The sequence below is a fragment of the Aeromonas allosaccharophila genome (assembly GCF_000819685.1).
Lineage (GTDB): Bacteria > Pseudomonadota > Gammaproteobacteria > Enterobacterales > Aeromonadaceae > Aeromonas > Aeromonas allosaccharophila.
The window spans coordinates 26560-52776 of sequence record NZ_CDBR01000107.1 but is presented as its reverse complement, the minus strand read 5'-3'; the positions used below and the strand labels follow the sequence as shown (position 1 = coordinate 52776).

General features: G+C 61.5%; 19 protein-coding genes. 5 read left to right on the top strand and 14 right to left on the bottom strand.

Going from position 1 to position 26217, the window contains the following annotated elements:
* Positions 1-3 precede the first annotated feature (3 nt).
* The 4 genes from BN1115_RS19355 to BN1115_RS19340 all read left to right on the top strand — a co-directional run bounded on the left by BN1115_RS19355 (position 4) and on the right by BN1115_RS19340 (position 3751).
* Positions 4-654: a YfgM family protein gene (locus BN1115_RS19355; protein ID WP_042658450.1), complete on the top strand. Its 651-nt coding sequence runs from the start codon at positions 4-6 to the stop codon at positions 652-654.
* The gene (gene bamB / locus BN1115_RS19350; protein WP_042658449.1) at positions 647-1831 is read left to right on the top strand and encodes an outer membrane protein assembly factor BamB; all 1185 of its coding nucleotides are present in this window, start codon (positions 647-649) and stop codon (positions 1829-1831) included. Before BN1115_RS19355 ends, bamB begins: the two co-directional genes overlap by 8 nt.
* 74 nt (positions 1832-1905) lie before the next feature.
* Positions 1906-3402, top strand: a complete 1497-nt coding sequence (gene der, locus BN1115_RS19345; RefSeq protein ID WP_042063432.1) for a ribosome biogenesis GTPase Der — start codon at positions 1906-1908, stop codon at positions 3400-3402.
* Between the two features lie 124 nt (positions 3403-3526).
* Positions 3527-3751, top strand: a complete 225-nt coding sequence (locus tag BN1115_RS19340) for a zinc ribbon domain-containing protein (protein WP_042658448.1) — start codon at positions 3527-3529, stop codon at positions 3749-3751.
* Positions 3752-4123: 372 nt separating this feature from the next.
* Here the strand turns inward: BN1115_RS19340 and mltF are convergent, their stop codons facing one another.
* Complete coding sequence (gene mltF / locus BN1115_RS19335; protein ID WP_042658447.1) at positions 4124-5608, bottom strand: membrane-bound lytic murein transglycosylase MltF; 1485 nt, start codon at positions 5606-5608, stop codon at positions 4124-4126.
* Positions 5609-5757: 149 nt separating this feature from the next.
* On the opposite strand from mltF, the gene purL reads away from it, so the two are divergent.
* Positions 5758-9687: a phosphoribosylformylglycinamidine synthase gene (gene purL, locus BN1115_RS19330; RefSeq protein WP_042658446.1), complete on the top strand. Its 3930-nt coding sequence runs from the start codon at positions 5758-5760 to the stop codon at positions 9685-9687.
* 72 nt (positions 9688-9759) lie between these two features.
* On the opposite strand, the gene BN1115_RS19325 is transcribed toward purL, so the two are convergent.
* The 13 genes from BN1115_RS19325 to nuoE all read right to left on the bottom strand — a co-directional run bounded on the left by BN1115_RS19325 (position 9760) and on the right by nuoE (position 26160).
* Positions 9760-11304 (bottom strand): HD domain-containing phosphohydrolase, encoded by a 1545-nt coding sequence (locus BN1115_RS19325; RefSeq protein ID WP_042658445.1) that lies wholly within the window; start codon positions 11302-11304, stop codon positions 9760-9762.
* 16 nt (positions 11305-11320) lie between these two features.
* Positions 11321-12754: an HD domain-containing phosphohydrolase gene (locus tag BN1115_RS19320; RefSeq protein WP_042658444.1), complete on the bottom strand. Its 1434-nt coding sequence runs from the start codon at positions 12752-12754 to the stop codon at positions 11321-11323.
* Entirely contained in the window at positions 12751-13881 is a 1131-nt protein-coding gene (locus BN1115_RS19315) for an FIST signal transduction protein (protein WP_042658443.1), read from the bottom strand. The genes BN1115_RS19320 and BN1115_RS19315 overlap by 4 nt, the downstream gene beginning before the upstream one ends.
* Before the next feature lie 209 nt (positions 13882-14090).
* Positions 14091-15554, bottom strand: coding sequence for an NADH-quinone oxidoreductase subunit NuoN (gene nuoN, locus BN1115_RS19310; RefSeq protein WP_042658442.1), 1464 nt, complete (start codon positions 15552-15554; stop codon positions 14091-14093).
* The gene (gene nuoM / locus BN1115_RS19305) at positions 15551-17095 is read right to left on the bottom strand and encodes an NADH-quinone oxidoreductase subunit M (RefSeq protein ID WP_042658441.1); all 1545 of its coding nucleotides are present in this window, start codon (positions 17093-17095) and stop codon (positions 15551-15553) included. The genes nuoN and nuoM overlap by 4 nt, the downstream gene beginning before the upstream one ends.
* A gap of 98 nt (positions 17096-17193) precedes the next feature.
* Complete coding sequence (gene nuoL / locus BN1115_RS19300) at positions 17194-19041, bottom strand: NADH-quinone oxidoreductase subunit L (protein ID WP_042658440.1); 1848 nt, start codon at positions 19039-19041, stop codon at positions 17194-17196.
* Complete coding sequence (gene nuoK / locus BN1115_RS19295) at positions 19038-19346, bottom strand: NADH-quinone oxidoreductase subunit NuoK (protein WP_042019042.1); 309 nt, start codon at positions 19344-19346, stop codon at positions 19038-19040. The genes nuoL and nuoK overlap by 4 nt, the downstream gene beginning before the upstream one ends.
* Positions 19343-19894: an NADH-quinone oxidoreductase subunit J gene (gene nuoJ / locus BN1115_RS19290; protein ID WP_042658439.1), complete on the bottom strand. Its 552-nt coding sequence runs from the start codon at positions 19892-19894 to the stop codon at positions 19343-19345. Before nuoJ ends, nuoK begins: the two co-directional genes overlap by 4 nt.
* 10 nt (positions 19895-19904) lie before the next feature.
* The gene (nuoI, locus tag BN1115_RS19285; RefSeq protein WP_005337245.1) at positions 19905-20447 is read right to left on the bottom strand and encodes an NADH-quinone oxidoreductase subunit NuoI; all 543 of its coding nucleotides are present in this window, start codon (positions 20445-20447) and stop codon (positions 19905-19907) included.
* Positions 20448-20457: 10 nt separating this feature from the next.
* Positions 20458-21426, bottom strand: coding sequence for an NADH-quinone oxidoreductase subunit NuoH (gene nuoH, locus BN1115_RS19280; protein ID WP_005337244.1), 969 nt, complete (start codon positions 21424-21426; stop codon positions 20458-20460).
* Complete coding sequence (nuoG, locus tag BN1115_RS19275) at positions 21423-24179, bottom strand: NADH-quinone oxidoreductase subunit NuoG (protein ID WP_042658438.1); 2757 nt, start codon at positions 24177-24179, stop codon at positions 21423-21425. The genes nuoH and nuoG overlap by 4 nt, the downstream gene beginning before the upstream one ends.
* Positions 24180-24235: 56 nt before the next feature.
* Entirely contained in the window at positions 24236-25621 is a 1386-nt protein-coding gene (nuoF, locus tag BN1115_RS19270; protein ID WP_042658437.1) for an NADH-quinone oxidoreductase subunit NuoF, read from the bottom strand.
* Positions 25618-26160 (bottom strand): NADH-quinone oxidoreductase subunit NuoE, encoded by a 543-nt coding sequence (nuoE, locus tag BN1115_RS19265; protein ID WP_042658436.1) that lies wholly within the window; start codon positions 26158-26160, stop codon positions 25618-25620. Before nuoE ends, nuoF begins: the two co-directional genes overlap by 4 nt.
* Positions 26161-26217 lie beyond the last annotated feature (57 nt).

Here is a 26217-nt window from a genome sequence, read left to right as displayed (position 1 = left end):
GCTGTGGAAGTCTATACCACCGAAGAACAACAGGTTGAGGTTATCAAGGAGTGGTGGAAAGAGAACGGAACCTCGGTGATTGCCGGGACCGTGATCGGTCTGATCGGACTCTTTGGCTGGCGCTATTACAACCAGCACCAGCAAGAGACCATGGAGGCCTCCTCCCAGGCTTACAATCAGGTGATTGAGCAGCTGGCCAAGGGCGATGCCGCCGGTTTCGAGCAGGCACAGCAGTTTGTCAACGCCAACAAGGGCGACTCTTACGCCGAGCTGGCCGCCCTGCAACTGGCTACCGCTGCCGTCAAGGCGGGCAAGCTGGATCTGGCTGTCGAGCAACTGAATCTGGTAGCCACCACAGGTGACGAGAGCATTCGTCCCATCGCGGCGCTGCGTCTGGCTCGTGTACTGAATGATCAGGGCAAGGCGGACGAAGCGCTGGCCAAGCTGGCGACCATCCAGAATGAGGCCTTCAAGGCGCAGGTAGCCGAAGCCCGTGGTGATGTGCTGCAAAAGCAGGGCAAGACCGAAGAGGCTCGTGACGCCTATCAGGCGGCGGCCGATGCCGGCGGCCTGCAGGGTAGCGCCGAGCTCAAGCTGAAAATGGACGATCTGGCCCTGCCGGCCGTTGCGACTGGTGAGGCACCGGATGCGTAATCTATTCAAGATGGTGGCGCTGGGGGCTGCGGTCTCCTTCGCTCTGCAGGGTTGCTCCCTGTTCAGTTCGGAAGAGGATCTCAACCCGATGGCACCGCTGCCCAAGGTTGAATCTGCCTTTTCGGCCGATACCGCATGGTCATCCACCGTAGGTGATGGCATCGGTGACTTCTACTCCCAGCTCAAGCCGGTGGTGGAAGAAGATCGCATCTATGCGGCCGCCCGTGATGGTGATGTCACCGCGTTCGATCGGGCCAGTGGCGATCGCCTCTGGACCGTCGATCTGGCTGACTTGCCGGTCAATGCCGACAAGCGCAGCGCCCGCCTCTCCGGTGGTCTGGTCTCCCGTTACGGCAAGCTGTTCCTCGGCTCCGAGAACGGGGTGGTCTATGCCCTGAACGAAGAGAACGGTGAAGTGCTGTGGCAGACCAATGTGCCCGGCGAAGTGGTGGCGAGCCCCGCGGTGGAAGATGGCCGCGTGGTGGTGCTGACCACCTCCGGTCGCCTGATCGCGCTCGATACTGACGAAGGCAAGCTGCAGTGGTCGCTCTCCGAAGAGCAGCCGCCGCTGACCCTGCGCAGTGCCGGTGCGCCGGTGATCACCAACGGCGCCGTGATTTACGGCCGTGCCGATGGCAAGGTGGGCATTGCCCTGCTGAGCAATGGCCAGCCGGTGCGTCAGTCCAAGGTGGCTGATGCCCGCGGTGCTACCGAACTGGACCGTATGGTCGATGTCGATGCCAGCCCGCTGATCGCCGGTGATGAGCTCTATGCCATCGCTTACAACGGTCAGCTGATGGCACGCAAGCTGATGACTGGCGACGAAGTGTGGAAGCGCAAGTATTCCGGCTATCGCGACCTGGCGATGACCGGCAATGCCATTGTGCTGACCGACAGCCGCAGCCATCTGTTTGCGGTCGATCGTCGCAATGGTCTGGAGCTGTGGTCCAACACCCAGCTGGAGAATCGTACCGTCACTGCACCTGTCATCTTCGGTGACTATGTGGTGGTGGGTGATGTGGAAGGATACCTGTATTGGCTTGATCGTACCGACGGTACCATCAAGGCGATGCAGCAGCTCGATAGCAGTGGCCTCTACGCCGCCCCGCTGGTGGATGGCGAGACCCTGTATGTGCAGAGCCGTGACGGCAAGTTGTACGCCCTCAAGCGTCCTTGATCGTCCGATAATGTGAATATCCGGCTCCTGGTCTTCGGACCCGGAGCCTTTGTCGTCTTGAGAATGAGGCTTTTATGACTCCTGTAGTAGCCCTGGTGGGCCGCCCCAACGTGGGGAAATCCACCCTGTTTAACCGCTTGACCCGTACTCGGGATGCCCTGGTTGCCGATTTTCCCGGTCTGACCCGGGACCGTAAATACGGTCAGGCGAAGTTGGGCGAGCTGGAATTTATCGTGGTCGATACCGGCGGTATCGATGGTACCGAAGAGGGGATCGAGCTGAAGATGGCCGAGCAATCCCTGCTGGCCATCGAAGAAGCGGATGTCGTGCTGTTCATGGTGGATGCCCGTGCCGGTCTGACCGCGGCGGATCAAGCCATCGCCGAACACCTGCGCAAGGCCCACAAGAAGGTATTTCTGGTGGCCAACAAGACCGATGGCATCGACGGTGATTCCGCGGTTTCCGAGTTCTACGGTCTGGCGCTGGGCGAGGTCTACCAGATCGCGGCCGCCCACGGTCGTGGTGTGCTGAGCCTGCTGGAACTGGCCCTGGCTCCCCATCTGGAGACCCTGGTCGAAGCCGCTACCGATGAAGATGCGCAGGATGAGGAAGAGGAGGACTTCGACGAAGAAGCCCTGCTGCGCATGGTAGCCGCCGGTGATCTGGACACCCGGGAAGATACCAAAGAGACCCCGTTTGCCGACCTGCCCATCAAATTTGCCATCGTCGGTCGTCCCAACGTCGGTAAATCGACCCTGACCAACCGCATGCTGGGTGAAGATCGGGTCATCGTCTATGACATGCCCGGCACCACCCGCGACTCCGTCTACATTCCGATGGAGCGTGACGAGCAGAAGTACGTCATTATCGACACCGCCGGTGTGCGTCGTCGTGGCAAGGTGCACGAGACGGTGGAGAAGTTCTCCGTCATCAAAACCCTGAAAGCCATCGAAGATGCCAACGTCTGTCTGCTGGTGATCGACGCCCAGGAGACCATCACCGATCAGGATTTGAGCATCCTCGGCTTCGTGCTCCACTCCGGCCGCTCCGTGGTGCTGGTGGTGAACAAGTGGGATGGTCTGGATCAGAAGGTGAAAGAGGATGTGAAGAACGAGCTGGATCGTCGCTTGGGCTTCATCGACTTCGCGCGCGTCCACTTCATCTCCGCCCTGCACGGCAGCGGTGTTGGCCACCTGTTTGAATCCATTCAGGAGGCTTACCAGTCCGCCACCCGTCGTACCAGCACGGCGATGCTGACCCGCATCATGCAGATGGCGCAGGAAGATCACCAGCCGCCGATGGTCAACGGTCGCCGCGTCAAGCTCAAGTACGCCCACGCCGGTGGCTACAACCCGCCGCGCATCGTGATCCACGGCAACCAGCTGAACGATTTGCCGGATTCCTACAAGCGTTACCTGATGAACTACTTCCGCAAGTCCCTCAAGATCATGGGCTCGCCGATCCGGGTCGAGTTCCAGGAGTCGGTCAACCCGTTTGAAGGCAAGAAGAACACCATGACCCTGAGTCAGGAACGTCAGCGCAAACGCCTGCTGAAAATGAAGAAGAAATAAGTCCTTGCGGCTGCCCTCACCGGCAGCCGCTTTGTTATTCCCCCTGCAGTGGCGTGATGTCCGGCGGGGAGGGGAACCCGCCATGGGCAAGCCCATCGCAGGTTCACTTTATGAGGAGTCGACAATGAAAGCCCTGCTTTGCCCGTCATGCCAGGCTGAACTGGATACCCGCAGCAAGGAACAGACCTGTGGTCAGTGCCAGGCACCTGTTCGCGTCACGGCCATCTGTCCCACCTGCCAGCAGGAGCTGGAGCGTCTCAAGGCGTGCGGTGCGGTGGATTATTTCTGCAACCACTGCAACTCGCTGGTATCCAAACGGACGGTACAGTTCAAGGCTGCGCTGGAGTAAGACGGTAGTCAGGTGAGAAAGAAGATAAAAAAACCCGGCGAATGCCGGGTTTATGCTGTGTGCTCTGCAATAAGCAGGGTATAGGATCGATTTCTGCGCCACAGGTTGCGCTTGATGTCATTAAGCTTGAGTTTGCGTCTGGGGCTCCAGCTGCACTTCGCTTTTCTGACCAGACTGATTTTTCTACGTTTTTGCATCTTGGTCTCCTCCCAACTGGGTGGCCGTCCCGGCCTTGGGTCATTGATGGAGCCCATCCGAAATTGCTGTTATTTAATCTCTCAACATAATGAAAACAATGCGATTTCGGATAGGCTCCGATGTGAATCGATGGTAACAGAGAAATTTGCTTGAAAACAGCCGAATAATGGCTGGTTAGCGCAAGGTGATCTGATTGACCACCTCGGCGATGATGGTGGGGCGCTCGGCCAGCTCCGGCTCGCTGTCGTTGTCGAGACTCTCCCGCTGGTGCGCCTTCTGTTGCTCGTTGTCGAGCCACAGCAGGCTCTGGTAGTACTGGCGCACGTTGTTGACATAGTTGCGCGCCTCGCTGCCACGGGCATAGCCGTAACGCACCTTGCGATGCCAGCGCGCCTGTTGCAGCAGCGGCAGCACCTCTTTCACGTCGCTCCAGGCGTCGGGATTCTTGCCAAGATCCTTGGCCAAGCGGCGGGCATCCATCATGTGGCCGTAACCGATGTTGTAGGCAGTGAGGGCAAACCACACCTTCTCGTCATCGGGCACCGAGTCCGGCACCTTCTCCATCATCTGTTGCAGATAGAGGGAACCCCCCTTGATGCTCTCTTCCGGATGGAGCCGGTCGTTGACCCCCATCGCCTTGGCGGTGGGCTCGGTCAGCATCATCATGCCGCGCACGCCGGTGTAGGAGCGGGCCTGCGGGTCCCAGTGGGACTCCTGATAGCTGATGGCGGCGAGCAGGCGCCAGTCGATATTCTTGGCGTGGGTCTGGAACAGCGGCTGGTACTTGGGCAGCAGGCTCTTGGCGCGCTTGAGGAAGGTGCGGGTATCGACAAAGTCGAAGTTCTGCACGTGGCCGAAGTACTTCTCGTCCAGCTTGGCGATGGCCCCATCCATGAAGCGCTGACCGAAGAAGTCGATCACGCTGGCATAGAGGCTGTCATCGGGCAGCTTGCTCATGGCCCAGGCGACGGTCTGCTTCTGGGCCAGGGTCAGCCCCTCGGTGAGCTCCGGGTAGTAGCGCTGGGTACGGGCCAGCACGGTATCCTGCACCACCGTGTAGTCAATCTTGCCATCCACCACCTGCTTGAGCAGCTCCTCCACATCGGCATTGTGGCTGGTGCTCCACGTCAGTGCCGGATTCTCCTTGCTCATCTCTTTGAGCAGGTCTTCTCCGGTGGAGCCGGCAGCAACGACCAGTTTGCCCTTGATGTCGTTCAACGAAGCCGGCTTGGGTTTGCCGTTACGGTAGACCAGCTTGGGGGAGACCTGATAGAAGCCCGGGCCAAAGCGAAACAGCTCGCGTCGCTCGGGGGTGACCATGATGGCGGCGGCGGCCAGATCGAGTTTGCCCTTCTTGAGCAGGGCGACCAGTTCGTCAGTGGTGTCGACCGGGATGATGGTGAGTTTCACCCCCAACCAGTCGGCATAGTTTTGCGCCAGCTCGTAATCGAACCCCTGGGCGAGGTCATCACGCTGGTAATAAGAGGTGGGACCATAGATGGTGCCAACCCGGATCTCGCCTCGCTGGCGGATCTGCTCCAGCTGGCTCGAGGGGCTATAGAAGTCGCAGCCAACTAGCGTCAGCGTCAACAACAGCCCGATAAACAGTCGAAAAATGCAGCGCAAGTAGGTGAGTACCTTTGTTGAAAAAATCGGCATTTGTCAAAAAAGAGGCACCTTTATACCAGAGAGTGTGCGCAGAGTCACACTGCACGAAGTGAGAAAAACGTTTGTCCGGCGTGAGCCAGATCCCTATAATACGCGCGTCTCAATTCCCCCCCACTTTAAAACTTGGTGAGAAAGGTCATATGGATATCTTGCGTGGTGCCCCAGCACTGTCTGATTTTCGTGTCCAAAAACTGCTGCAACGCTTCGCACAGATGAGAAATGATAGTGGAGTAGAGAGCGGAGTAGAGAGCGGAGTAGAGATAGAGGATGTCTATGCCGAGTATGTGCACTTTGCCGAGCTGACAAGCCCCCTCTCTCCCCCCGAGCGAGCGACCTTGGGCCAGCTCTTGCGCTACGGCCCGACCATCCCCGAACACACCCCCAGCGGTCAGCTGTTTCTTGTTACCCCCCGTCCCGGCACTATCTCCCCCTGGTCTTCCAAAGCAACCGACATCGCCCACAACTGCGGCCTGAAACAGGTCAAGCGGCTGGAGCGTGGTATTGCTTATTACCTGACGATGAAGGGTGAGTTGAGTGCCGCCCAGCGCAGCGCCATTGCCGCCGTGCTGCATGATCGGATGATGGAAGTGGTGTTTGCCGAGATGAGCGAAGCTGCTGCCCTGTTTGCTCACCATGAGCCGCGTCCCTTTACCCAGGTGGATGTACTGGGCGGTGGCCGCGCCGCACTGGCTGAGGCCAACGTGGCGCTGGGTCTGGCGCTGGCCGACGACGAAATCGACTATCTGGTGGAGAACTTCACCAAGCTGGGTCGTAACCCCAACGACATCGAGCTCTACATGTTCGCCCAGGCGAACTCCGAGCACTGCCGTCACAAGATCTTCAATGCCGACTGGACCATCGATGGCGAGCAGCAGCCCAAGTCGCTGTTCAAGATGATCAAGAACACCTTCGAGCAGACGCCGGATTATGTCCTCTCTGCCTATAAAGACAACGCCGCCGTGATGGAAGGGAGCCAGGGTGGCCGCTTCTTCCCAAGCCCGGCCAGCGGCGAGTACCAGTATCACCAGGAGCAGGTCGACATCCTGATGAAGGTGGAGACCCACAACCACCCGACCGCCATCTCCCCCTTCCCGGGCGCCGCTACCGGCTCCGGCGGCGAAATCCGCGACGAGGGTGCCACCGGTCGCGGTGCCAAGCCCAAGGCGGGTCTGGTCGGTTTCTCCGTCTCCAACCTGCGCATCCCCGGCTTCGAGCAGCCCTGGGAGCAGGATTTCGGCAAGCCGAGCCGCATCGTCAGCGCCTTTGACATCATGCAGGAGGGGCCGCTCGGCGGCGCCGCGTTTAACAACGAGTTCGGCCGTCCGGCCATTCTCGGCTACTTCCGTACCTTCGAAGAGGAGGTGCCGAGCCACAACGGCGTCGAGGTGCGTGGCTACCACAAGCCCATCATGCTGGCGGGCGGCATCGGCAACATCCGCACCGAACATGTCCAGAAAGGGGAGATCCCGGTCGGCGCTGCGCTGATCGTGCTGGGTGGCCCGGCGATGAACATCGGTCTGGGCGGCGGCGCGGCTTCATCCATGGCCTCCGGCCAGTCGGCCGAAGATCTCGATTTTGCCTCGGTGCAGCGCGACAACCCCGAGATGGAGCGCCGTTGTCAGGAGGTGATCGATCGCTGCTGGCAGCTGGGTGACGACAACCCCATCGTCTTTATCCATGATGTGGGGGCGGGTGGTCTCTCCAACGCCATGCCGGAGCTGGTCAACGACGGCGAGCGCGGCGGTCGCTTCGATTTGCGCGCCATCCAGAGCGACGAGCCGGGCATGAGCCCGCTGGAGATCTGGTGCAACGAATCCCAGGAGCGTTATGTGCTGGCGGTGGCGCAGGACAAGCTGCCGCTGTTCAAGGCCCTGTGCGAGCGTGAGCGAGCGCCTTACGCCGTGATCGGCACCGCGACCGAAGAGAAGCATCTCACCCTCTCTGACAGCCACTTTGACAACCAGCCCATCGATCTGCCGCTGGATGTGCTGCTCGGCAAGGCGCCCAAGATGCACCGTGATGTGGTGACCCTGCCTGCGCAAGGCAAAGCGCTCCAGCTCGATGGCATCACTTTGAGTGACGCGGCCGAGCGGGTACTGCGCCTGCCGACCGTGGCGGAGAAATCCTTCCTCATCACCATCGGCGATCGCAGCGTGACCGGTCTCGTTAACCGCGACCAGATGGTTGGCCCCTGGCAGATCCCGGTGGCCGATTGCGCCGTCACCGCCGCCACCTACGACAGCTATCACGGCGAAGCCATGTCGATGGGTGAGCGCACGCCGGTCGCGCTGCTCTCCCACGCCGCCTCTGCCCGTATGGCGGTAGCGGAAGCGCTCACCAACCTGGCGCCAACCCACATCGGGTCACTCAAGCGGGTCAAGCTCTCCGCCAACTGGATGGCCGCTGCCGGTCACCCGGGTGAAGATGCCGGTCTCTATGAGGCGGTCAAAGCGGTAGGCGAAGAGCTCTGCCCGGCCTTGGGCATCACCATTCCGGTGGGCAAGGATTCCATGTCGATGAAGACCCGCTGGCAGCAGGATGGCAAGGAGCAAAGCGTCACCTCGCCGCTCTCCCTGCTCATCTCCGCTTTCGCTCGGGTTGAGGATGTGCGCAACACAGTCACGCCGCAGCTGCGTACCGATCTCGGTGAAACCGACCTTATCCTCATCGACCTTGGCAACGGAAAGCAGCGCCTCGGCGCCTCGGCGCTGGCGCAGGTCTATCGCCAGCTGGGCGACAAGGCGCCGGATCTCGACAATCCGGTTCAGCTCAAGGGCTTCTTCAACGCCATTCAGGCGCTGGTGGCCGATCGCAAGCTGATCGCCTATCACGACCGCTCTGATGGCGGCCTGTTCGTCACCCTGACCGAGATGGCGTTTGCCGGTCACTGCGGCCTCGACATCCAGCTCGATCGCATCGGTGGCGAGCTGCTGCCGGCGCTGTTCAACGAGGAGCTGGGCGCCGTCATTCAGGTGCGCCGTGAAGATAAAGAAGCGGTGATGACCCTGCTGGCCGGTCACGGTCTGGCGGCCTGCTCTCATGTGCTCGGCACTGTGCGCGAAGGGGATCTCATCACCCTGCAGCGCGCCGGTCAGGAGGTCTATCGCGCCAGCCGCACTGCCCTTCGCACCATATGGGGCGAGACCAGCTGGCAGATGCAGCGTCTGCGTGACAATCCGGCGTGCGCCGACAGTGAGCATGCGGCCCGTCAGGACGCCACCGATCCGGGTCTGCATGCCAAGCTGACTTACAACCCGTCCGAGGATGTGGCTGCACCTTACATTGCCCGCGGGGTTTCTCCCCGTCTGGCCGTGCTGCGCGAGCAGGGGGTCAACTCCCACGTGGAGATGGCGGCGGCGTTCGACCGTGCCGGTTTCGCGGCGGTGGACGTGCACATGAGCGACATTCTCTCCGGTCGTATCAAGCTGGAGGAGTTCCATACCCTGGTGGCCTGTGGCGGCTTCTCCTACGGTGACGTGCTGGGTGCCGGTGAAGGCTGGGCCAAGTCCATCCTGTTCAACGACAACGCCCGCGAACAGTTCCAGCGCTTCTTCGAGCGTGGCGATACGCTCTCTCTGGGCGTGTGCAACGGTTGCCAGATGATGTCCAACCTGCGCGACCTCATCCCGGGCGCCGATCTGTGGCCGCGCTTTGTGCGCAACCGCTCCGAGCGCTTCGAGGCCCGCTTCAGTCTGGTGCAGGTGCAGGAGTCCCCCTCGGCCTTCTTCGCTGGCATGGCGGGCTCCGTGATGCCGATTGCCGTCTCCCACGGGGAAGGGCGTGTCGAGGTGCGCGATGCCGCTCACCTGAACGCACTGCAACAGAGCGGTCTGGTAGGACTGCGCTTTGTCGACAACCGCGGCAGCGTGACCGAGCAGTACCCGGCCAACCCGAACGGCTCGCCGGATGGTATCACCGCCGTCACTACCACGGACGGTCGCGCCACCATCATGATGCCGCACCCGGAGCGGGTGTTCCGCACCGTGGCCAACTCCTGGCACCCGGACAACTGGGGCGAGGACGGCGCCTGGATGCGGATGTTCCGCAACGCCCGGGTCCGCCTGGGTTAATAGCGACAGCGCAAGCGCATAAAAACAGAAACCGGCCAAATTTGGCCGGTTTTTTTATGACAATGAGCGAGTTCAGGCTTGGCCGTGGCCCAGCTCATGGGGGGTGAAGTCACCGCGATCGAGAATGCGCAGGCAGGCGTCCACTACCGCTGCATCCAGCTTGGTGCCCCGCAGATCTATGATGTGGGCTCTGGCCTGGGGAATGCCGAGCGCCGCGCGGTAGGGACGATCGGAGGACATGGATTCGACGATATCGGCCACCGTGAGAATGCGGGCTTCCAGCAGGATCTCATCCCCCTTGAGCCCCGCCGGGTAGCCGGAGCCATCGATGAACTCGTGGTGCTGGTGGATCATCTGGGCGATGGGCCAGGGCAGGGCGATATCCTTCAGCACCTGATAGCCAGCGGTCGGGTGCTCCTTGACCAGATTGAACTCCTGAGGGGTCAGCCTGCCCGGCTTGGTCAGGATATCGGTCGGGACCTGGATCTTGCCAATATCGTGCACCATGGCGCCGAGATAGAGCCCCCGCAACTGTTTGTCGTTCAGGGCCAGCTCGCGACCGATAGCCAGCGCCAGAGTAGCGACATGCTTCTGGTGGCCGGCGGTGTAGGGATCGCGCTGCTCCAGCACGGCGGCGATGGCCCCCAGCGCATCCTCCAGTGCCAGCTCCAGCTGGCGGGCATGCAGCACCTTGTCGCGCTGGGCGGCGAGGTAAGCCTGCTGGGTGCTACGTGCCTGCAGGCCATAGGCAAGGTAGTCGGCCAGCTGGCTGAAGAGGTGTACTTCCTCATCGGTGAAGGCCCTGGCCTGTTCGCTGTGGATGAGCAGGCCGCCGCGCAAGGTCGGGTGCCATTGCAGCGGCAGCAGCAGGCGGGTGCGCAGGGTAGTTGAGTGGTGAGTGAGCTCGGTTGCCAGCGCTTCGTTACACAGACTCCCTTCACGAATGTTGTGGTGCAGCGCCGGATCCCGGGTAAGCCAGTCGTCGCTGGCAAACCAGGCCACGTTGCCCGCCTGCGCCCGCACCTGCAAGGCACGCTGGTCGGCAGCCTCCTGTAGCACGGTAACGAGGGAGAAGCGGCCGTCGAAGGTGATGGCATCGCAGATCTCCTGCAGCAGCGTCTGCTCGTTCTCCTGTCTGAGCATGGCGTGATGGGCGCGACTAATGGCCTCCAGCGTCCAGGTGTATTGCTGCAACCGCTCCTGCTGTTGTTTCTTTTCCGTGATGTCATCGAAGAAGACGCCGACCCCGATCACGTCCCCCAGCTCATCGCGCAGGGGAAACTTGGTGGTGCTGAGCCAGCGATCCTCGCCTCCCTTGAGATAGGGCTCCTCGTGGCGCTGGGTGATACCGCTGGCCATCACCTTCAGATCGTCATCCCGATAGCGTTGGGCCAGCTCGGCCGGGAAGAAGTCGGTATCGCATTTGCCGACCAGCTCTGCCGGAGTGAGGGCGAGATCGTCGGCCAGCAGCCGGTTGCAGGCGATGAAGACGGAGTGGGTATTCTTGAGCAGGACGCGGTAGGGCAGCTGATCCATCACCTGACTGAGCAACACCGCTGTTGGTAGCGAGGTGACGATGGGCGGCTGAGTGACGGGGTGTTCGGGTCTTGAACTCATCTTGATCCTGTCTCGGTCAAAGGGGGGCAAAGCGGTAGCCCGCTTGCCACACGGCAAAGCAGGCGCTGACCACCCGTTCGTCATAGTGGACGCCAGCATAACGGGTCAGCTCGGCGAAGGCATCGGTAAGGGACATGGCCCGTCGGAACGGGCGATGGGCCGTCATGGCCGCCAGGGAGTCGGCGACCCGGATGATGCGCGCCTCCAGACTGATGGCATCCCCCTCCAGCCCCTGTGGGTAGCCACTGCCATCCATGTTTTCATGATGTTGCTGCACGATGGCCGTGATGGGCCAGGGGAAGTCAATTTGCTGCAGGATCTCCACGCCAGCCTGCGGATGCTGCTTGATCAGCTCGAACTCCACCTCTCTCAATTTGCGGGGGCGGGTGAGGATCTCTGCCGGGATCTGCAGCAGGCCGATGTTGTGCACCATGGCCGCGAGGCCCAGCCCATCGAGGCGTTCTTGCGAGAGTTGCAGATGCTGGCCGATGGCCAGTGCCAGGTCGTGTACGCGCCGTTCGTGACCTGCGGTGCCGGGATCCTTGTGGGCGATGGCGGAGGAGAGTGCTGCTATGGTCTGGAACAGTAGGGTACGCTGCTGCAGTTCGCTCTCCTTGATGTGGGTGATGTCGACCAGCGCACTGATGATGCCTGCCACTTCACCCTGATGGTCGTAGAAGAGATCTTTGAAATTGAGCACCTGATAGCGCCGACCTTCCCGGTCAAACAGGGTGTGCTCGAAATATTGCGGTTGCCTGCTGCGCAGTACCTCAAGGTCACGTTGATTGTATTCGTCGGCCATCTCCGGGGGCAGAATTTCGTTCACCCGCTTGCCCTGCAGCTCGGCTTTGCTGAGGCCGGTCATCTGGGTGAAGGTCGGGTTGCAACTGATGAAGCGTCCCTCGACATCCTTGTAGCATACCGGGATGGGGATCGCCTTGAGCAGGGATTCGTTGAAGCGCTGCATGTCGACCAGCTCTGCCTGCTGACGCAGGGCGAGCTGTTCGCTGTCCCGGCACAGTTGAATGGCGCGGGCCAGGTTGCCGAGGATGGGACTGAACAGATGGCAAAGTTGCTCTCCCTGCTGCTCCGGCGTGGGGGAGAGCAGCAGCATCAGGTATCCTCCTTCGATCTGCAAGCGATAGGCAAAGGAGTAGGGGCGGGAGCCGGGCAGCGGCAGCGGTGCGCGCAGGATGCACTGCTCGCCATCGATGAGCCAGCGGGGCAGCGTGAGTGGTACTCCCTGATGTTGCAGCAGCTGATCGTCCCCGATCGCCTTGATGATCTTGTACTCCCCCTGCGGTAACTGTTGCAGTACCAGACCCACCGGGCAGGCGCAATGAAACAGAAAGCGCTGCAGCACCTTGGTCAGCAAGGCATCCAGGGTCACCTCGCGACCGATGCAGAGGGCGAGATCGCAGACGATGGCCATGGCGTGGTCATTGTTCATCGTCGTCCCTCCCCGTTGCAGAGAATGGCGCCATTGTGAAACAGGGGATAGTCTCCCGGCCGCAGGCTGCCAATCTCGCCAAGGGAGAGGGCTCCCACCAGTTCGTGGGCACCACAGTGAGTAAAGAGCGTGGTGACTTCGAGCTGACTCTGCTGGCCGAAGTGCTGCTGGCGACCGGCACAGTAGTAGAGCTCGATGCGTTCAGGGGCGCCATCTTGGCAGAGCTTGCCAGCCAGCTCGATGGCATGGGCGGTCGGACTCTGCGGCGCCTTGAGCAGGGTGAGAATGCTGTGATCCGGCACTTCACCGACGCAGAGCAGCGCCCCCTCTTCGGTGACGGCGACCGGGATCCGCACGATCACGTCGCCATTGGCGCGGAGCAGCCCGAGTGGCAGATGAACGCCGTACTGGTAGAACTGCTCCGGGGTGAGATGTTGCTGGAACTGTTGCCGGATCAGGGATTGATAGCGGCTGAAGGCGGGCTCCCAGTCGATAAAGGAGATCTTGTTGCCCTCGCTGCTGGTGGCCAGCATGGGCTGAGCTGTGAGTTGATAGCCATGTTCCAGCAAGGGATAGCTGTGATGGGGCAGCAGGACGCAGCTGACCGCCTGCGCCAGCAAACTGTGATTGTCAAACAGACAGGGGATGGCTGTGAACTGGCCGCTGCCTGCGTTGACGCCAGCATAGTTGACCCTGTCCGCCAGTCGCAGATAGATCCCCTCAAGGATGGAGGCGATGTTGGGGATCATGGCGTCAAAGGTGAGAAAGAGGGTGGGGGCTTGTTGTGCATCCGGCCATTGTGCGAGCCGGGAGGTTAGCTGCTCGCAGATGACACTAGCCAGTTCATCGGCAGTTGCGGTAGCGGGAAGCGGGATCAGCAGTGGGTTGTGGGCGGCGGGGCGGGGCAGCAGCCAGGCCCCCCGTTCATGAAAACCATGCTGACTTATCAGGCGTGGAAAGATGGCGCCACAGAGCTGAATGTCGAGGCGCTGACACTGCTGTTGCAGGTCGGCAACTCGTGCGGCGTCCTGTTCGGCCAGCAACACATCGAGGCGTTCCCCTTGGTAGGGAAGCAATGCATCGGCCAGTGGATGCACATCAAATTGATGAAAAGAAGGTTGCATCATCGCTCGGAACTCCATTCCTGCCTTTTATCAATATATCAGCAAGGGGGTTGGCTGAATACCCTGCGAAATTTTGTGACCCTGCATAAGCCGTTATAAAGACGAATAAATTTGAGCCGGCGCTGCGCGTATCCGGTTCGAAAAAGATAGAAAACCGGCAGCCTTGGCTGCCGGTTTTGACGGGTAATGATGATGGTTAACGACGGTAAAGGTTACTGCAATACCACGTGCTGGAACCCTTGTACCAGACTGATGACCGGCTGGGGATAGAGCCCCAGCAACACCACCAGCGCCGCAGAGAGCAGTACCACCACGCCACCGGAGGAGAGTGCCCAGTCGGCGCTGGCATCGCGCTGCTGCATACCCGGTTCGCGCAGATAGAGGGTCACCATCACCTTGAGGTAGTAGTAGAGACCCAGCGCGCTGCCGAGCACGATGGCGCCGGAGAGCCACCAGAGCTGCGCCTCGACGGTGACGCCGATGAGGTAGAACTTGCCGATAAAGCCGAGCGTCATCGGGATGCCCGCGAGCGACAACATCATCACTGTCAGCACGGCAGTCAGATAGGGGCGCTTCCAGAACAGGCCGCGATAGCTGTGCAGGGAGTCTGCATCCTTGCCGCGATAGGGGCTCGACATCATGCTCACCACCCCAAAGGCACCCAGGCTGGTGAACAGATACATCAGCAGGTAGACCCCGGCTGCTTCCACCGGCATCTGGCCGATGCGGCTCGCCACGATCACCGCCAGCAGATAGCCGAAGTGGGAGATGGAGGAGTAACCCAGCATCCGTTTGATGTTGGTCTGCACCAGCGCCAGCAGGTTGCCGACCAGGATAGAGATGACCGCCATGGCCGCCAGCAGCCAGTGGATCATGGGATCGCTCGCCGCCGGTACCGCCAGATAGAAGCGCAGCAGTACGGCAAACACCGCGACCTTACTCACGGTGGCGAGGAAGGTGGCGACCGGGGCCGGCGCACCTTCATAGACATCCGGGGTCCAGAGGTGGAAGGGGGCGAGCGACAATTTAAAGGCAAAGCCGACCAGCATCAGACCCAGACCTCCCATCAGCAGCGGATGGTGAGCCGGGCTCTCGGCCAGGGTCTGCCCCAGGGCGGCAAAGCTCAGGCTGCCCGCCTGTGCGTAGAGCAGCGCCATGCCAAACAGCAGGAAGGCGGTGGCGGCGGCAGAGAGCACCATGTACTTCACCGCCGCTTCCAGCGAGTGGCGCTCGCGGTAGGCGTAGCCCACCAGACCGAACATCGGCAGGGTCAGCATCTCGATCCCGATAAAGAGAGAGGCGAGGTGGCGGGAGCAAGCCAGCACCAGACCACCGGCGGTGGCGATCAACAGCAGCAGGAAGAACTCCTCCCGGTTGTCCGGGTAGGCTTTCAACCATGACTGGCCGAAGGTACAGGTGGCCAGCGCGCCGATCAGTACCAGTCCCATGTAGAAGACGGCGTAACTGTCGACTTGCAGCAGCGGGGTGACCCCTTGATCCCCCTGCGCCATCACGATGGGCAGCGAGAACAGCGCCAGATTGAGGCCAACAATGGTCACGGTAAAGGCGGTGGTGACACAGCGGCGCCAGGCGATGGCCAGCATCAGGGCCGCCATGGCCCCGGTGGTCAACAGCAGGGGAAGCAGTGCCAGCAGTTGGGAAGCGGAGAAAGTCATTGCAGGGCTCCAGCAGTTGGCAGCAGATACCAGTGCAGCACGTTGATAAGGCTGCTGCTGGCGGTATCAATCACGGGTTGGGGATAGAGGCCAAGCAGTACCAGGAGACCGGCGATCACCATCATCATGGTCAGCTCGCGGCGATCTAGTCCCTTGAGCACGCTCTCATCCTTGGCGGGGCCAAAGCAGGCGCGCTGCAGCATGATGAGGGAGTAGACCGAAGCGAGCACCAGACCGAAGGTGGCGACCGCCGTGATGACAGGAGCCACCTGGAAGCTGCCGACCAGGATCAGGAACTCGCCAACGAAGTTGCCGGTGCCCGGCATGCCGAGGGATGCCACCGAGAAGAACAGCATTACGCCTGGCAGGTAACGCAGGCGTCCCCATAGGCCACCCATCTGGCGCAGATCTCGGGTATGCAACCGCTCGTAGAGCTGACCGCAGAGGATAAAGAGACCGGCAGCAGACAGCCCGTGGGCGATCATCTGCACCACGGCGCCTTGCAGCGCCAGCTCGCTACCCGAGTAGATGGCGATCATCACAAAGCCCATGTGGGAGATGCTGGTGTAGGCCACCAGCCGTTTGATGTCGGTCTGACCGAACGCCACGATGGCGCCGTAGACGATGCCGATCAGGCCCAGCACCATGGCGTAGGGGGCAAACTCGGCGGACGCCTCGGGGAACAGCGGCAGGGCAAAGCGCAGCAGACCGTAGGCGGCGGTTTTCAGCAAGATCCCGGCCAAGTCCACCGAGCCTGCGGTCGGCGCCTGACTGTGGGCATCCGGCAGCCAGCCGTGCAGTGGCACCAGCGGCATCTTGACGGCGAAGGCGATGAAGAAGCCCAGCATCAGCAGCCACTGAACGCCCTTGCTCATCGGGGTATTGAGCAGATCCAGATAGTTGAAGGTGAAGACACCGGTGGCATGCTGGTGGGTCAGCACCAGCCCGATGATAGCCACCAGCATGATCAGGCCACTCACCTGGGTGTAGATAAAGAACTTGGTCGCGGCGTTGATCCGTGATTTTCCGTCAGTGACCGAGTGGCCCCACAGTGCAATCAGGAAGTACATGGGGACCAGCATCATCTCCCAGAAGAAGAAGAAGAGGAACAGGTCCAGTGCCATGAAGACACCGAGCACGCCGCCCAGGATCCAGAGCAGGTTGAGGTGGAAAAAGCCGATGCGCTGCACGATCTCTTTCCACGAACAGAGGATGGCCAGCACCCCGATAAAGCAGGTGAGGATCACCATCAAGAGCGACAAGCCATCCACCGCCAGATGCAAAGAGATGCCAAAGCGGGGGATCCACGGCAGGCGCCACTCAGCAGCCCAGGCGGAGGCAGCACCGGTGACGCCCGCGCTGTCGAGACCCGTCGTGGCAAGGGAGAAGTCACTGCCGAGCCAGATGGCACAGGAGAGCAGCAGGCTGGCGCTCATGGAGAGCAGGGCAACCCAGCGGACAAACTGCCCGCCGAGACGCTCCATCTGCCAGCAGAGCAAGCCGCCGATAAAAGGAATTAGCAAGATCCAGAGTAAGGTCACGGTATCAGCTCTCGTTCAAGTTCATATGAGATTGCGCTCCCTGTTCCATCAGGGAGAGCAAACAGCCTGGCTGTATGATTGTCCGGTTGTTCATCGCGTTACCCCAGCAGCAACAGCGCCAGCACCAGCACGGCGCCGATCCCCATGGAGGCGGCATACCAGCGCAACTTGCCGGTCACGGTCCAGGCCAGCAGCTGGTTGCCACGCAGGGCAATCCAGGCGGGCAGTCCCATCATCCAGTCCAGCGGGTCTCGGGCCAGCAGCCGGGTCGCCAGCAGATAGGGTTTGACCCACAGCTGGTCATAGAGCCAGTCAAAGCCCCAGGCGTTGAACCAGAGGGTGCTGAGCAGACGGCCCGGCGCGCTGTTGGCAATCGAGGTGGCCAGACGGCGCTCACCGAGGAACAGAAACGCGGCGAGCGCAATGCCTGCGATGGCGATGATGCCGGAGGCTACCTCCAGCGCATGGCGACCCTCTTCGATATGATCCCCCGGGCCTGCTGGCAGTACCCCGGCCAGTGGCGGGGTGATCAGCGCCCCGATGCCGGTGGAGAGCACCAGCAGCACCAGCAGCGGCAGATGGTGAACCAGACCGTGGCCCGCATGGGCTTTGGTCTGCTCTTTGCCATGGAAGGCGATAAAGATCAGCCGGAAGGTATAGAGCGAGGTGAGGAATGCCCCCGCCAGACCGGCCCACAGCAGCGCGCTTTGGCCCGAGGCCTCTACTTGCCACAGGATGGCGTCCTTACTGTAGAAACCGGAAGTGACCAGCGGCAGCGCCGCCAGCGCCGAGCCCCCCACCAGGAAGCAGGCATAGACCAGCGGCAGACTCTTGCGCAGCCCGCCCATCTTGAAGATGTTCTGCTCGTGGTGGCAGGCAACGATGACGGCACCGGCGGAGAGGAACAGCAGCGCCTTGAAGAAGGCGTGGGTCATCAGGTGGAAGATGGCCCCTTCCCATGCGCCGACACCGAGAGCAAGGAACATGTAGCCAATCTGGCTCATGGTGGAGTAGGCGAGGATCCGCTTGATGTCGGTCTGAACCAGCGCGGCAAAACCGGCCAGCACTAGCGTGATGGCGCCAACCAGCCCGACCAGATGGAGGATCTCCGGCGCGAGCAGGAACAGGCCGTGGGTACGGGCAATCAGGTAGACACCGGCGGTCACCATGGTGGCGGCGTGGATCAGCGCAGAGACCGGGGTCGGGCCTGCCATGGCATCCGCCAGCCAGGTTTGCAGCGGCAACTGGGCCGATTTGCCGACCGCACCACCCAGCAGCATCAGGCAGGCCAGTGACAGGGCAGGGGAGCCCTCGGCAAACATGGTGGGGGCGCGCACCAGCAGATCGTGGATATTGAGGGTGCCCAGTTCCCGATAGAGGATAAACAGGCCGATGGCGAGGAAGACATCACCCACCCGGGTCACGATGAAGGCCTTAAGGGCCGCAGCGCCGTTGTTGCGATCCTTGTAGTAGAAGCCGATCAGCAGGTAGCTGCACAGCCCTACTCCTTCCCAGCCGAGGTAGACAAACAGCAGGTCATCGGCCAGCACCAGAAACAGCATGCTGGCGATAAAGAGGTTGGTGTAGGTGAAGAAGCGGGAGTAACCCTCTTCCCCGCGCATATACCAGGAGGCGAACAGGTGGATGAAGAAACCCACTCCGGTCACCACCCCCAGCATGGTCAGCGACAGGCCATCCAGTGCCAGGCTGAAGGTTGGGGTGAAGTGACCCACCGCCATCCACTGCCACAGGTGCTGGATATAGACGCCGCCCTCGGGCGGGTTGGCCAAAAAGTCGATGCCCACCCACAGGGTGGTGAGGGCCGACAGGCCAATGGAGCCTACCCCGATCAGCGCCGAGGTACGCTCGCCAAACCGGCCGAGGGAGAAGGCCAGCACCAGCCATCCCAGCAGCGGAAATAGAAAAGTCAGATATAAGAGGCTCATCCGCGCATCTCGCTCACAATGTCCACGTTCAGGGTGTGGTAACGACGATAGAGCAGCAGTAACAGGGCGAGGCCGATACTGGCCTCCGCTGCTGCCAGAGAAATCACCAAGATGTACATGATCTGGCCATCGGCCTGGGCCCAGCGGCTACCTGCCACCACAAACGCCAGTGCCGAGGCATTCATCATGATCTCGATACTCATCAGGATGTAGAGCAGGTTGCGGCGGATCAGCAGACCGCACAAGCCGATGCAGAACAGCACCGCGGCCAGCAGGAGGCCGTGCTCCATAGGGATTCCATTCATTGCTGACCTCCTTCTTGTGCAGAGCGGGATGCGGAGCGCGGGACGGAGAGCACTTCACCGCTCTTGTCTTCCCGACCCAGGTGATAGGCGGTCACCAGACCCGCCAGCAGCAGGATGGAGGCGAGCTCCACCGCCAGCACATAGGGGCCAAAGAGTTCGATACCGACCTGCTTGGCGGTCACCTCGGTCACTCCGATCAGGCCCCCGGTCACCCCGAGAATGCCGTTGGCCAGGAAGCCCAGCAGGATCAGCGAGAGCAGGGCAGGCCCCCCCCAGGTCATGGGGGTGAGCCACTTTTTCTCCTGCGCCTGGGCACTCCCCAGGTTCAGCATCATCACCACGAACACGAACAGCACCATGATGGCGCCGGCGTAGACGATCACCTGCAGGGCGCCCGCAAAGGCGGCACCCAGGCAGAAGAAGATCATGGCCACGGCGATGAGGGAGATGATGAGATTGAGCAGCGCATGCATCGGATTGCTGGTGCTGATCACCCGCAGCGTGCTGTAAATGGCCACCAGGGCCGAGGCATAAAATGCCAGTTCCATGATTGACTCCTCAGGGCAGCAGGCTCTTGACATCGATGGGTTTGGCTTCGTTTTCGGCATCCCCTTTCGGCTTGCCATCGATGGCCATCCCGCTCATGCGATAGAAGTTGTAGTCCGGGTATTTGCCGGGCCCACTGATCAGCAGATCCTCCTTCTCGTACACCAGATCCTGGCGGCGATACTCACCCATCTCGAAATCCGGCGTCAGCTGGATGGCGGTGGTGGGGCAGGCTTCTTCGCACAGGCCGCAGAAGATGCAGCGAGAGAAGTTGATGCGAAAGAATTCCGGATACCAGCGACCATCTTCCCGCTCGGATTTTTGCAGCGAGATGCAGCCGACCGGGCAGGCGACCGCGCAGAGGTTGCAGGCCACGCAGCGCTCGTCCCCGTCGGGATCACGGGTCAGCACGATGCGACCGCGGTAGCGGGGGGCCGCATAGACCGCCTGTTCGGGATAGTTGAGGGTTTCACGGGGCCGCCAGGCATGGGAGAAGACCATGGCTAGGCTGCGTAACTGGGTGCCGACACCCTGAATGATGCTAACAATTTTCATAATGAGTGCCTCACTGCGTACTTATCAGTACAACTGCCGCGGTGACCAGCATATTGATCAGGGTCAGCGGCAAGCAGACTTTCCAGCCAAACGACATCACCTGGTCAAAGCGCGGGCGAGGCAGGGAGGCCCGCAGCAGGATGAAGAACACCATGAAACAGGCGGTCTTCAAGGCAAACCAGATGAATGGGGGCAACCAGGGGCCGTGCCAGCCACCGAAGAAAAGGGTCACGATAAGGGAAGATATCAGCACGATGCCGATATACTCGCCCACGAAGAAGAGACCCCACTTCATCCCCGCATACTCGATGTGATAGCCGTCGGCGAGCTCCTGCTCGGCTTCCGGCTGGTCAAACGGGTGACGGTGGGTGACGGCGACACCGGCAAACAGGAAGGTGACAAAGCCCAGAATTTGGGGCACCACGTTCCACAAATCTGCCTGTGCCTCGACGATATCCCTCAGGTTGAAACTGCCGGTCTGGATCACTATCCCCATCAGGGAGAGCCCGAGAAACACCTCGTAGGAGAGGGTCTGGGCCGAGGCGCGCAAGCTGCCGAGCAGGGAGTATTTGTTGTTGCTCGACCAACCGGCGAACAGCACCGCATAGACTGCCAGCCCCGCGATGGCCAGGATGTAAAGCAGCCCCACATTGAGATCCGCCACGCCCCAAGTGGGGGTGATGGGCACCACCGCAAACGCCAGAATAAAGGCGGTAAAGGCGATGATGGGGGCCAGGATAAAGATCCGGCGATCGGCGAAGGGCGGGATCCAGTCCTCCTTGAAGAACATCTTGATCATGTCGGCGGCCAGCTGGAGCAGACCAAACGGCCCCACCCGGTTGGGGCCGTAGCGATCCTGCCACAGGGCTAGCAGACGGCGCTCGATGAAGCTCATGAAGGCGCCAGCCCCCACGATCCCCACCAGCACGATCAGTGCCTTGCCCACCTCCAGCAACAGATCGATCAGCGACTCGCTCATGCGATCACCTCCTGCAGGTTAGTGATTGAGGCTTGTTGCAGGGCCGTCGGCAGGCCGTTCACCCCAAGGGGGAGCCCCACCAGACCGGCGCTCAGCTGTGCACTAAGTCGCAGGCGCAACTGCCAGTGGCTCCCGCCCCAGGAGAAGGAGACCTGATTACCTGCATGCAGGGCCAGACGCTGTGCATCAAGGGGATTGAGCACCAGCTCGGGTTCGTTCATCCGGGCCTGAATGACCGGACTGCGAGCGGAGAGCTCCTCGCCGCCAAACAGCTGGGCATAGTTGACCACCTGCAGCGCCTCTGAGGCCTTGAAGGGGGCGGGGATGGTGGTGAACCAGCCGAGCGGCTCCTTGCCTTCTGCCTGCGGGTCTGTTGCTTCCAACAGACGGCGACCCGGATCGCCAGCGCGCAGATGACCCCCCACTTCATCCTGGAACTTGTTCCAGGCGGAGGGGGAGTTCCAGCCCGGCGCCCAGGCGAACGGCACTTGCGGCATGTTCTGGCGGGCTCCGGCATACCCTTCCATGGAGAAGTTGAAGGGGGAGTCGGGATCCTGCGCTACCCGTGGTTCGCTGACGTTCTGATCCGCCAGCATGGAGGTGCGACCGCTGTAGCGGTGCGGTTCGCGGGCCAGACGCATGCCACGGATCCGCAAGCCCGCGTTGGGCGCCGCTTCCAGCATGGTGGTCAGCAGCGGATGGCTGCTGGCGCAAGCGTGGCTGATCTGATCGAAGTTCTGCCAGCGCAGCGGCTTGCGTTCGAGCGCCCCTTGCAGGGCTGCAAGCCAGCGCCACCCTTCACGTACCTGAATGTCGGCGTTGTAGAAGGCGGGTGCATAGACCTGGAAGAAGCGCTGGGCGCGCCCTTCCATGTTCACCAGCGTGCCATCGGCTTCGGCAAAACTGGCCGCAGGCAGCACCAAGTCAGCCTTGTTGGCAGTCAGGGTCGCCTGATGGTCGATGACCAGCAGGTGCTGCAGTCGTGCCAGCGCAGCATCCACCCGGTTGCGCGGCGCACGGCGGTAGAGATCGTTCTCCAGAGTGACCAGCGCCAGCCCCTCTTCGGACTCGATACGCGCAAGGGCGGCTTCGAGCGGCTTGTCTGACAACGTGTGAGCGCCCAGCATGGCTAGACCCAGCGAGTTGGCCTCCTGGCCAACCAGCGCGATGCTGGCTTCCAGTCCACGGCCTTTCAGGGCGCGGGCAATGTTGCTGGCCGCTTCAACCAGCGCCGCATCGCGGGCAGTAGAGCCTGCAATGATGAGCGGCTTTTTGGCGTTGCCCAGCAGTTCGGCCCAGCGAGCCGCTTGTGCCTGCTGTTCGGGGCCGAGATCGGTCACGGCCGGTGCACTCGGGTCGAGCAGGTTGGCGATGGCAAAGCCAAGGCGCGCCTGATCGGCATAGGGGGCGTGCAGCTTGTCGGCCGCCACATCGTCCAGACGGGTAGTGTCGAGACTGGTGATGAGCAGGGGGTTGCGCTCGTTCTGCCCCAGGGTTTGAACGGCGGCGACTTGCCACAGATCAACCTTCATCTTGCGGGCCAGTTCGCGAGCCTTGCCCTTGACGGCTTGGCGCAGCGCCAACGCGATACGGGCGGCGCTCATGGTGACATCTTCGCCGAGCACCAGAATAGCGTCAGCCTCTTCCATGTCCCGCAAGCTCGGGGTCGGCACGCCGCCCTGTTGCAGGATCTGCAGCATCTTCAGCTGACAGGCCCACTCGGCCTGCTCGACGCCTGCGTAGAAGTTGGCTTCACCCACCAGCTCGCGCAGGGCAAAGTTGCTCTCCAGCGAGGCGCGGGGCGAGCCGATGCCGATGAGGCCGCAGGCCGTGCGCAGGGCATCGGCGGCTCGGTTGAGGGCGCCATCCACCGTGATGGTCAGCTGGTCGTTGCCATCTTTGAGCAGCGGTTGGCGCGGGCGGTCCGTCAGATTGACATAGCCATAGCCAAAGCGGCCACGGTCACAAAGGAAGTAGTGGTTGACGCTGCCGTGGAAGCGGTTTTCGATGCGGCGCAGCTCGCCATAACGCTCGCCCGGACTGATGTTGCAACCCACGGAGCATTGCTGGCAGATGCTGGGGGCAAATTGCATGTCCCACTTGCGGTTGTAACGTTCGGAGTGGGTCTTGTCGGTGAAGACGCCGGTGGGGCAGACCTCCACCAGGTTGCCGGAAAATTCGCTCTCCAGGGTGCCATCCTCGACCCGCCCGAAATAGACGTTGTCGTGGGCACCATAGACCCCGAGATCCTCGCCACCGGCATAATCCTTGTAGTAACGGACGCAGCGGTAGCAGGCGATGCAGCGGTTCATCTCGTGACCGATGAAGGGGCCCAGCTCCTGATTCTGGTGGGTGCGTTTGGTGAAGCGGTAGCGACGGCTGTTGTGGCCTGCCATCACCGTCATATCCTGCAGGTGGCAGGCGCCGCCCTCTTCACACACCGGGCAGTCGTGGGGGTGGTTGGTCATCAGCCACTCCACCACGCTCTTGCGAAATTCTTTAGCCTCTTCATCCTCGATGGCGATGTAGCTGCCATCGGTGGCCGGGGTCATGCAGGACATGACCAGACGGCCGCGCTTGTCATCGGCATTCTGATACTGTTTCACCGCACACTGGCGGCAGGCTCCCACGCTACCAAGCGCCGGGTGCCAGCAAAAATAGGGGACGTCCAGACCGAGGGACAGACAGGCTTGCAGCAGGTTATCTGCCCCGTCTACCTCGTACTCTTTACCGTCTACATAAATGGTCGCCATACAACTTCCCTGAAACCTGTTTTGTGAATTCGGCTATTGTCTGATGCGCTTGGCGTTTACCAGCGTTCACCCAAGAGATTGGGCTGGATCCCTTTGACCGGCTTGCGGTTATCGCCGCTGCCCTTGATCCCCGCTTCGAATTCGGAGCGGAAATACTTGATCGCGCTGGCAAGCGGTTCGACGGCGCCCGGAGCATGGGCGCAGAAGGTTTTACCCGGGCCCAGGAAATTGCAGAGCTGCTCCAGCATAGCCAGATCGCCTGATTGCCCCTCGCCACGTTCAAGCGCGCGCAGCAGCTTGACGCTCCAGGGCAGGCCATCGCGACAGGGAGTACACCAGCCACATGACTCGCGGGCGAAGAACTCCTCCATGTTGCGCAGCAGGGAGACCATGCTGATGGAGTCATCCACCGCCATGGCGAGGCCGGTCCCCATCCGGGTGCCGACCTTGCCGATACCGGCGGTATACATCTGGGCATCGAGGTGCTCCGGCAGCAAGAAACCGGTTCCCGCGCCGCCCGGTTGCCAGGCTTTCAGGCGATAGCCGCTCTTCATGCCGCCGGCATAGTTTTCAAACAGCTCGCGGGCGGTAATGCCAAACGGCAGCTCCCAGACCCCAGGGTTGTTCACCTTGCCGGAGAAGCCCATCAGCTTGGTGCCGTGATCTTCCGAGCCCAGCAGCGCCAGCCCGTGATACCAGGCGACTCCGTTGCCGATAATGGCGGGGACGTTGCAGAGGGTTTCGACGTTGTTGACGCAGGTGGGTTTGCCCCAGACACCTGAGACGGCGGGGAAGGGGGGTTTGGCACGCGGGTTGGCACGGCGCCCTTCCAGCGAGTTGATCAGTGCTGTCTCTTCGCCACAGATGTAGCGACCGGCGCCAGTGTGAACAAACAGCTCGAAGTCAAAACCCGAGCCCAGAATGTTCTTGCCAAGCAAACCGGCGGCTTTTGCCTCTTCTACCGCACGACGCAGGTTGATGGCGGCATCGACATACTCGCCGCGCAGGAAGATATAACCGCGATAGGCTTTCAGCGCCCGGGCCGAGATGATCATCCCTTCGATCAGCAGATGGGGCAGTTGCTCCATTAGCAGGCGATCTTTCCAGGTGTTGGGCTCCATCTCGTCGGCGTTGCAGAGCAGGTAACGGATGTTCATGCTCTCGTCTTTGGGCATCAGCCCCCACTTCACACCTGTGGGGAAGCCCGCGCCGCCACGCCCCTTGAGACCGGCATCCTTGACGGTACTGACAATCTCGTCCGGGCTCATCTGGCCGAGCGCCTTGCGCACCGCTTCATAGCCCTGTTTGGCCTGATACTCCTCCAGCCACACCGGCTGGCCGTCATCCCGCAGCCGCCAGGTAAGCGGGTGGGTCTCGGCGGCACGCGAGGTGCGGTTGGCGGTGCCAAGAGAGGCGAGGATCTTGTTTTGCGGCAGGCTCATGGGTAAGCCTCCAGCGTTTTCAGCAAGGTCACCGGATCGAGGCCGCCATAGGTGTCGTCATCGATCATGATGGCTGGCCCCTTGTCGCAGTTGCCAAGACAGCAAACCGGCAGCAGGGTGAAGCGGCCATCCGGGGTGGTTTGACCGGGGCCGAGGTTCATCACCTCCTTGAGACCGGCCATCAGATCTTCATGGCCATTGATGTAGCAGACCATGCTGTCGCAGACACGGATGATGTGACGGCCTACCGGCTGGCGGAAGATCTGGCTATAGAAGGTGGCAACCCCCTCCACGTCGCTGGCGGGAATGCCGAGCTCGGCCGCGATGGCGTGAATGGCACCGTCGGGTACCCAGCCTCTGGCCTGCTGCACGATCTTGAGCGCTTCGATGCTGGCGGCGCGGGGATCTTCGTAGTGGTGTTTCTCGTGTTCGATGGCATCGCGTTCAGCCTGGCTCAGAACGAAGTCGTCCTGTTTGCTGCTGCATGCCCCTTGCCCCTGTGGGGTCTGATTATTGTGACACTGACATTGCTGGCTCATGACTTGACCTTTGGTGGCTTGTCCTTTTACTGCTCGTCCGGCGATCCCAATTCCCGA

Excerpts from the sequence above, each read along its gene's own strand:
- bamB (WP_042658449.1), top strand. The coding sequence starts at position 647 with ATGCGTAATCTATTCAAGATGGTGGCGCTGGGGGCTGCGGTCTCCTTC.
- der (WP_042063432.1), top strand. The coding sequence starts at position 1,906 with ATGACTCCTGTAGTAGCCCTGGTGGGCCGCCCCAACGTGGGGAAATCC.
- BN1115_RS19340 (WP_042658448.1), top strand. The coding sequence starts at position 3,527 with ATGAAAGCCCTGCTTTGCCCGTCATGCCAGGCTGAACTGGATACCCGC.
- mltF (WP_042658447.1), bottom strand. The coding sequence starts at position 5,608 with ATGCCGATTTTTTCAACAAAGGTACTCACCTACTTGCGCTGCATTTTT.
- purL (WP_042658446.1), top strand. The coding sequence starts at position 5,758 with ATGGATATCTTGCGTGGTGCCCCAGCACTGTCTGATTTTCGTGTCCAA.
- BN1115_RS19325 (WP_042658445.1), bottom strand. The coding sequence starts at position 11,304 with ATGAGTTCAAGACCCGAACACCCCGTCACTCAGCCGCCCATCGTCACC.
- BN1115_RS19320 (WP_042658444.1), bottom strand. The coding sequence starts at position 12,754 with ATGAACAATGACCACGCCATGGCCATCGTCTGCGATCTCGCCCTCTGC.
- BN1115_RS19315 (WP_042658443.1), bottom strand. The coding sequence starts at position 13,881 with ATGATGCAACCTTCTTTTCATCAATTTGATGTGCATCCACTGGCCGAT.
- nuoN (WP_042658442.1), bottom strand. The coding sequence starts at position 15,554 with ATGACTTTCTCCGCTTCCCAACTGCTGGCACTGCTTCCCCTGCTGTTG.
- nuoL (WP_042658440.1), bottom strand. The coding sequence starts at position 19,041 with ATGAGCCTCTTATATCTGACTTTTCTATTTCCGCTGCTGGGATGGCTG.
- nuoK (WP_042019042.1), bottom strand. The coding sequence starts at position 19,346 with ATGAATGGAATCCCTATGGAGCACGGCCTCCTGCTGGCCGCGGTGCTG.
- nuoJ (WP_042658439.1), bottom strand. The coding sequence starts at position 19,894 with ATGGAACTGGCATTTTATGCCTCGGCCCTGGTGGCCATTTACAGCACG.
- nuoI (WP_005337245.1), bottom strand. The coding sequence starts at position 20,447 with ATGAAAATTGTTAGCATCATTCAGGGTGTCGGCACCCAGTTACGCAGC.
- nuoH (WP_005337244.1), bottom strand. The coding sequence starts at position 21,426 with ATGAGCGAGTCGCTGATCGATCTGTTGCTGGAGGTGGGCAAGGCACTG.
- nuoG (WP_042658438.1), bottom strand. The coding sequence starts at position 24,179 with ATGGCGACCATTTATGTAGACGGTAAAGAGTACGAGGTAGACGGGGCA.
- nuoF (WP_042658437.1), bottom strand. The coding sequence starts at position 25,621 with ATGAGCCTGCCGCAAAACAAGATCCTCGCCTCTCTTGGCACCGCCAAC.
- nuoE (WP_042658436.1), bottom strand. The coding sequence starts at position 26,160 with ATGAGCCAGCAATGTCAGTGTCACAATAATCAGACCCCACAGGGGCAA.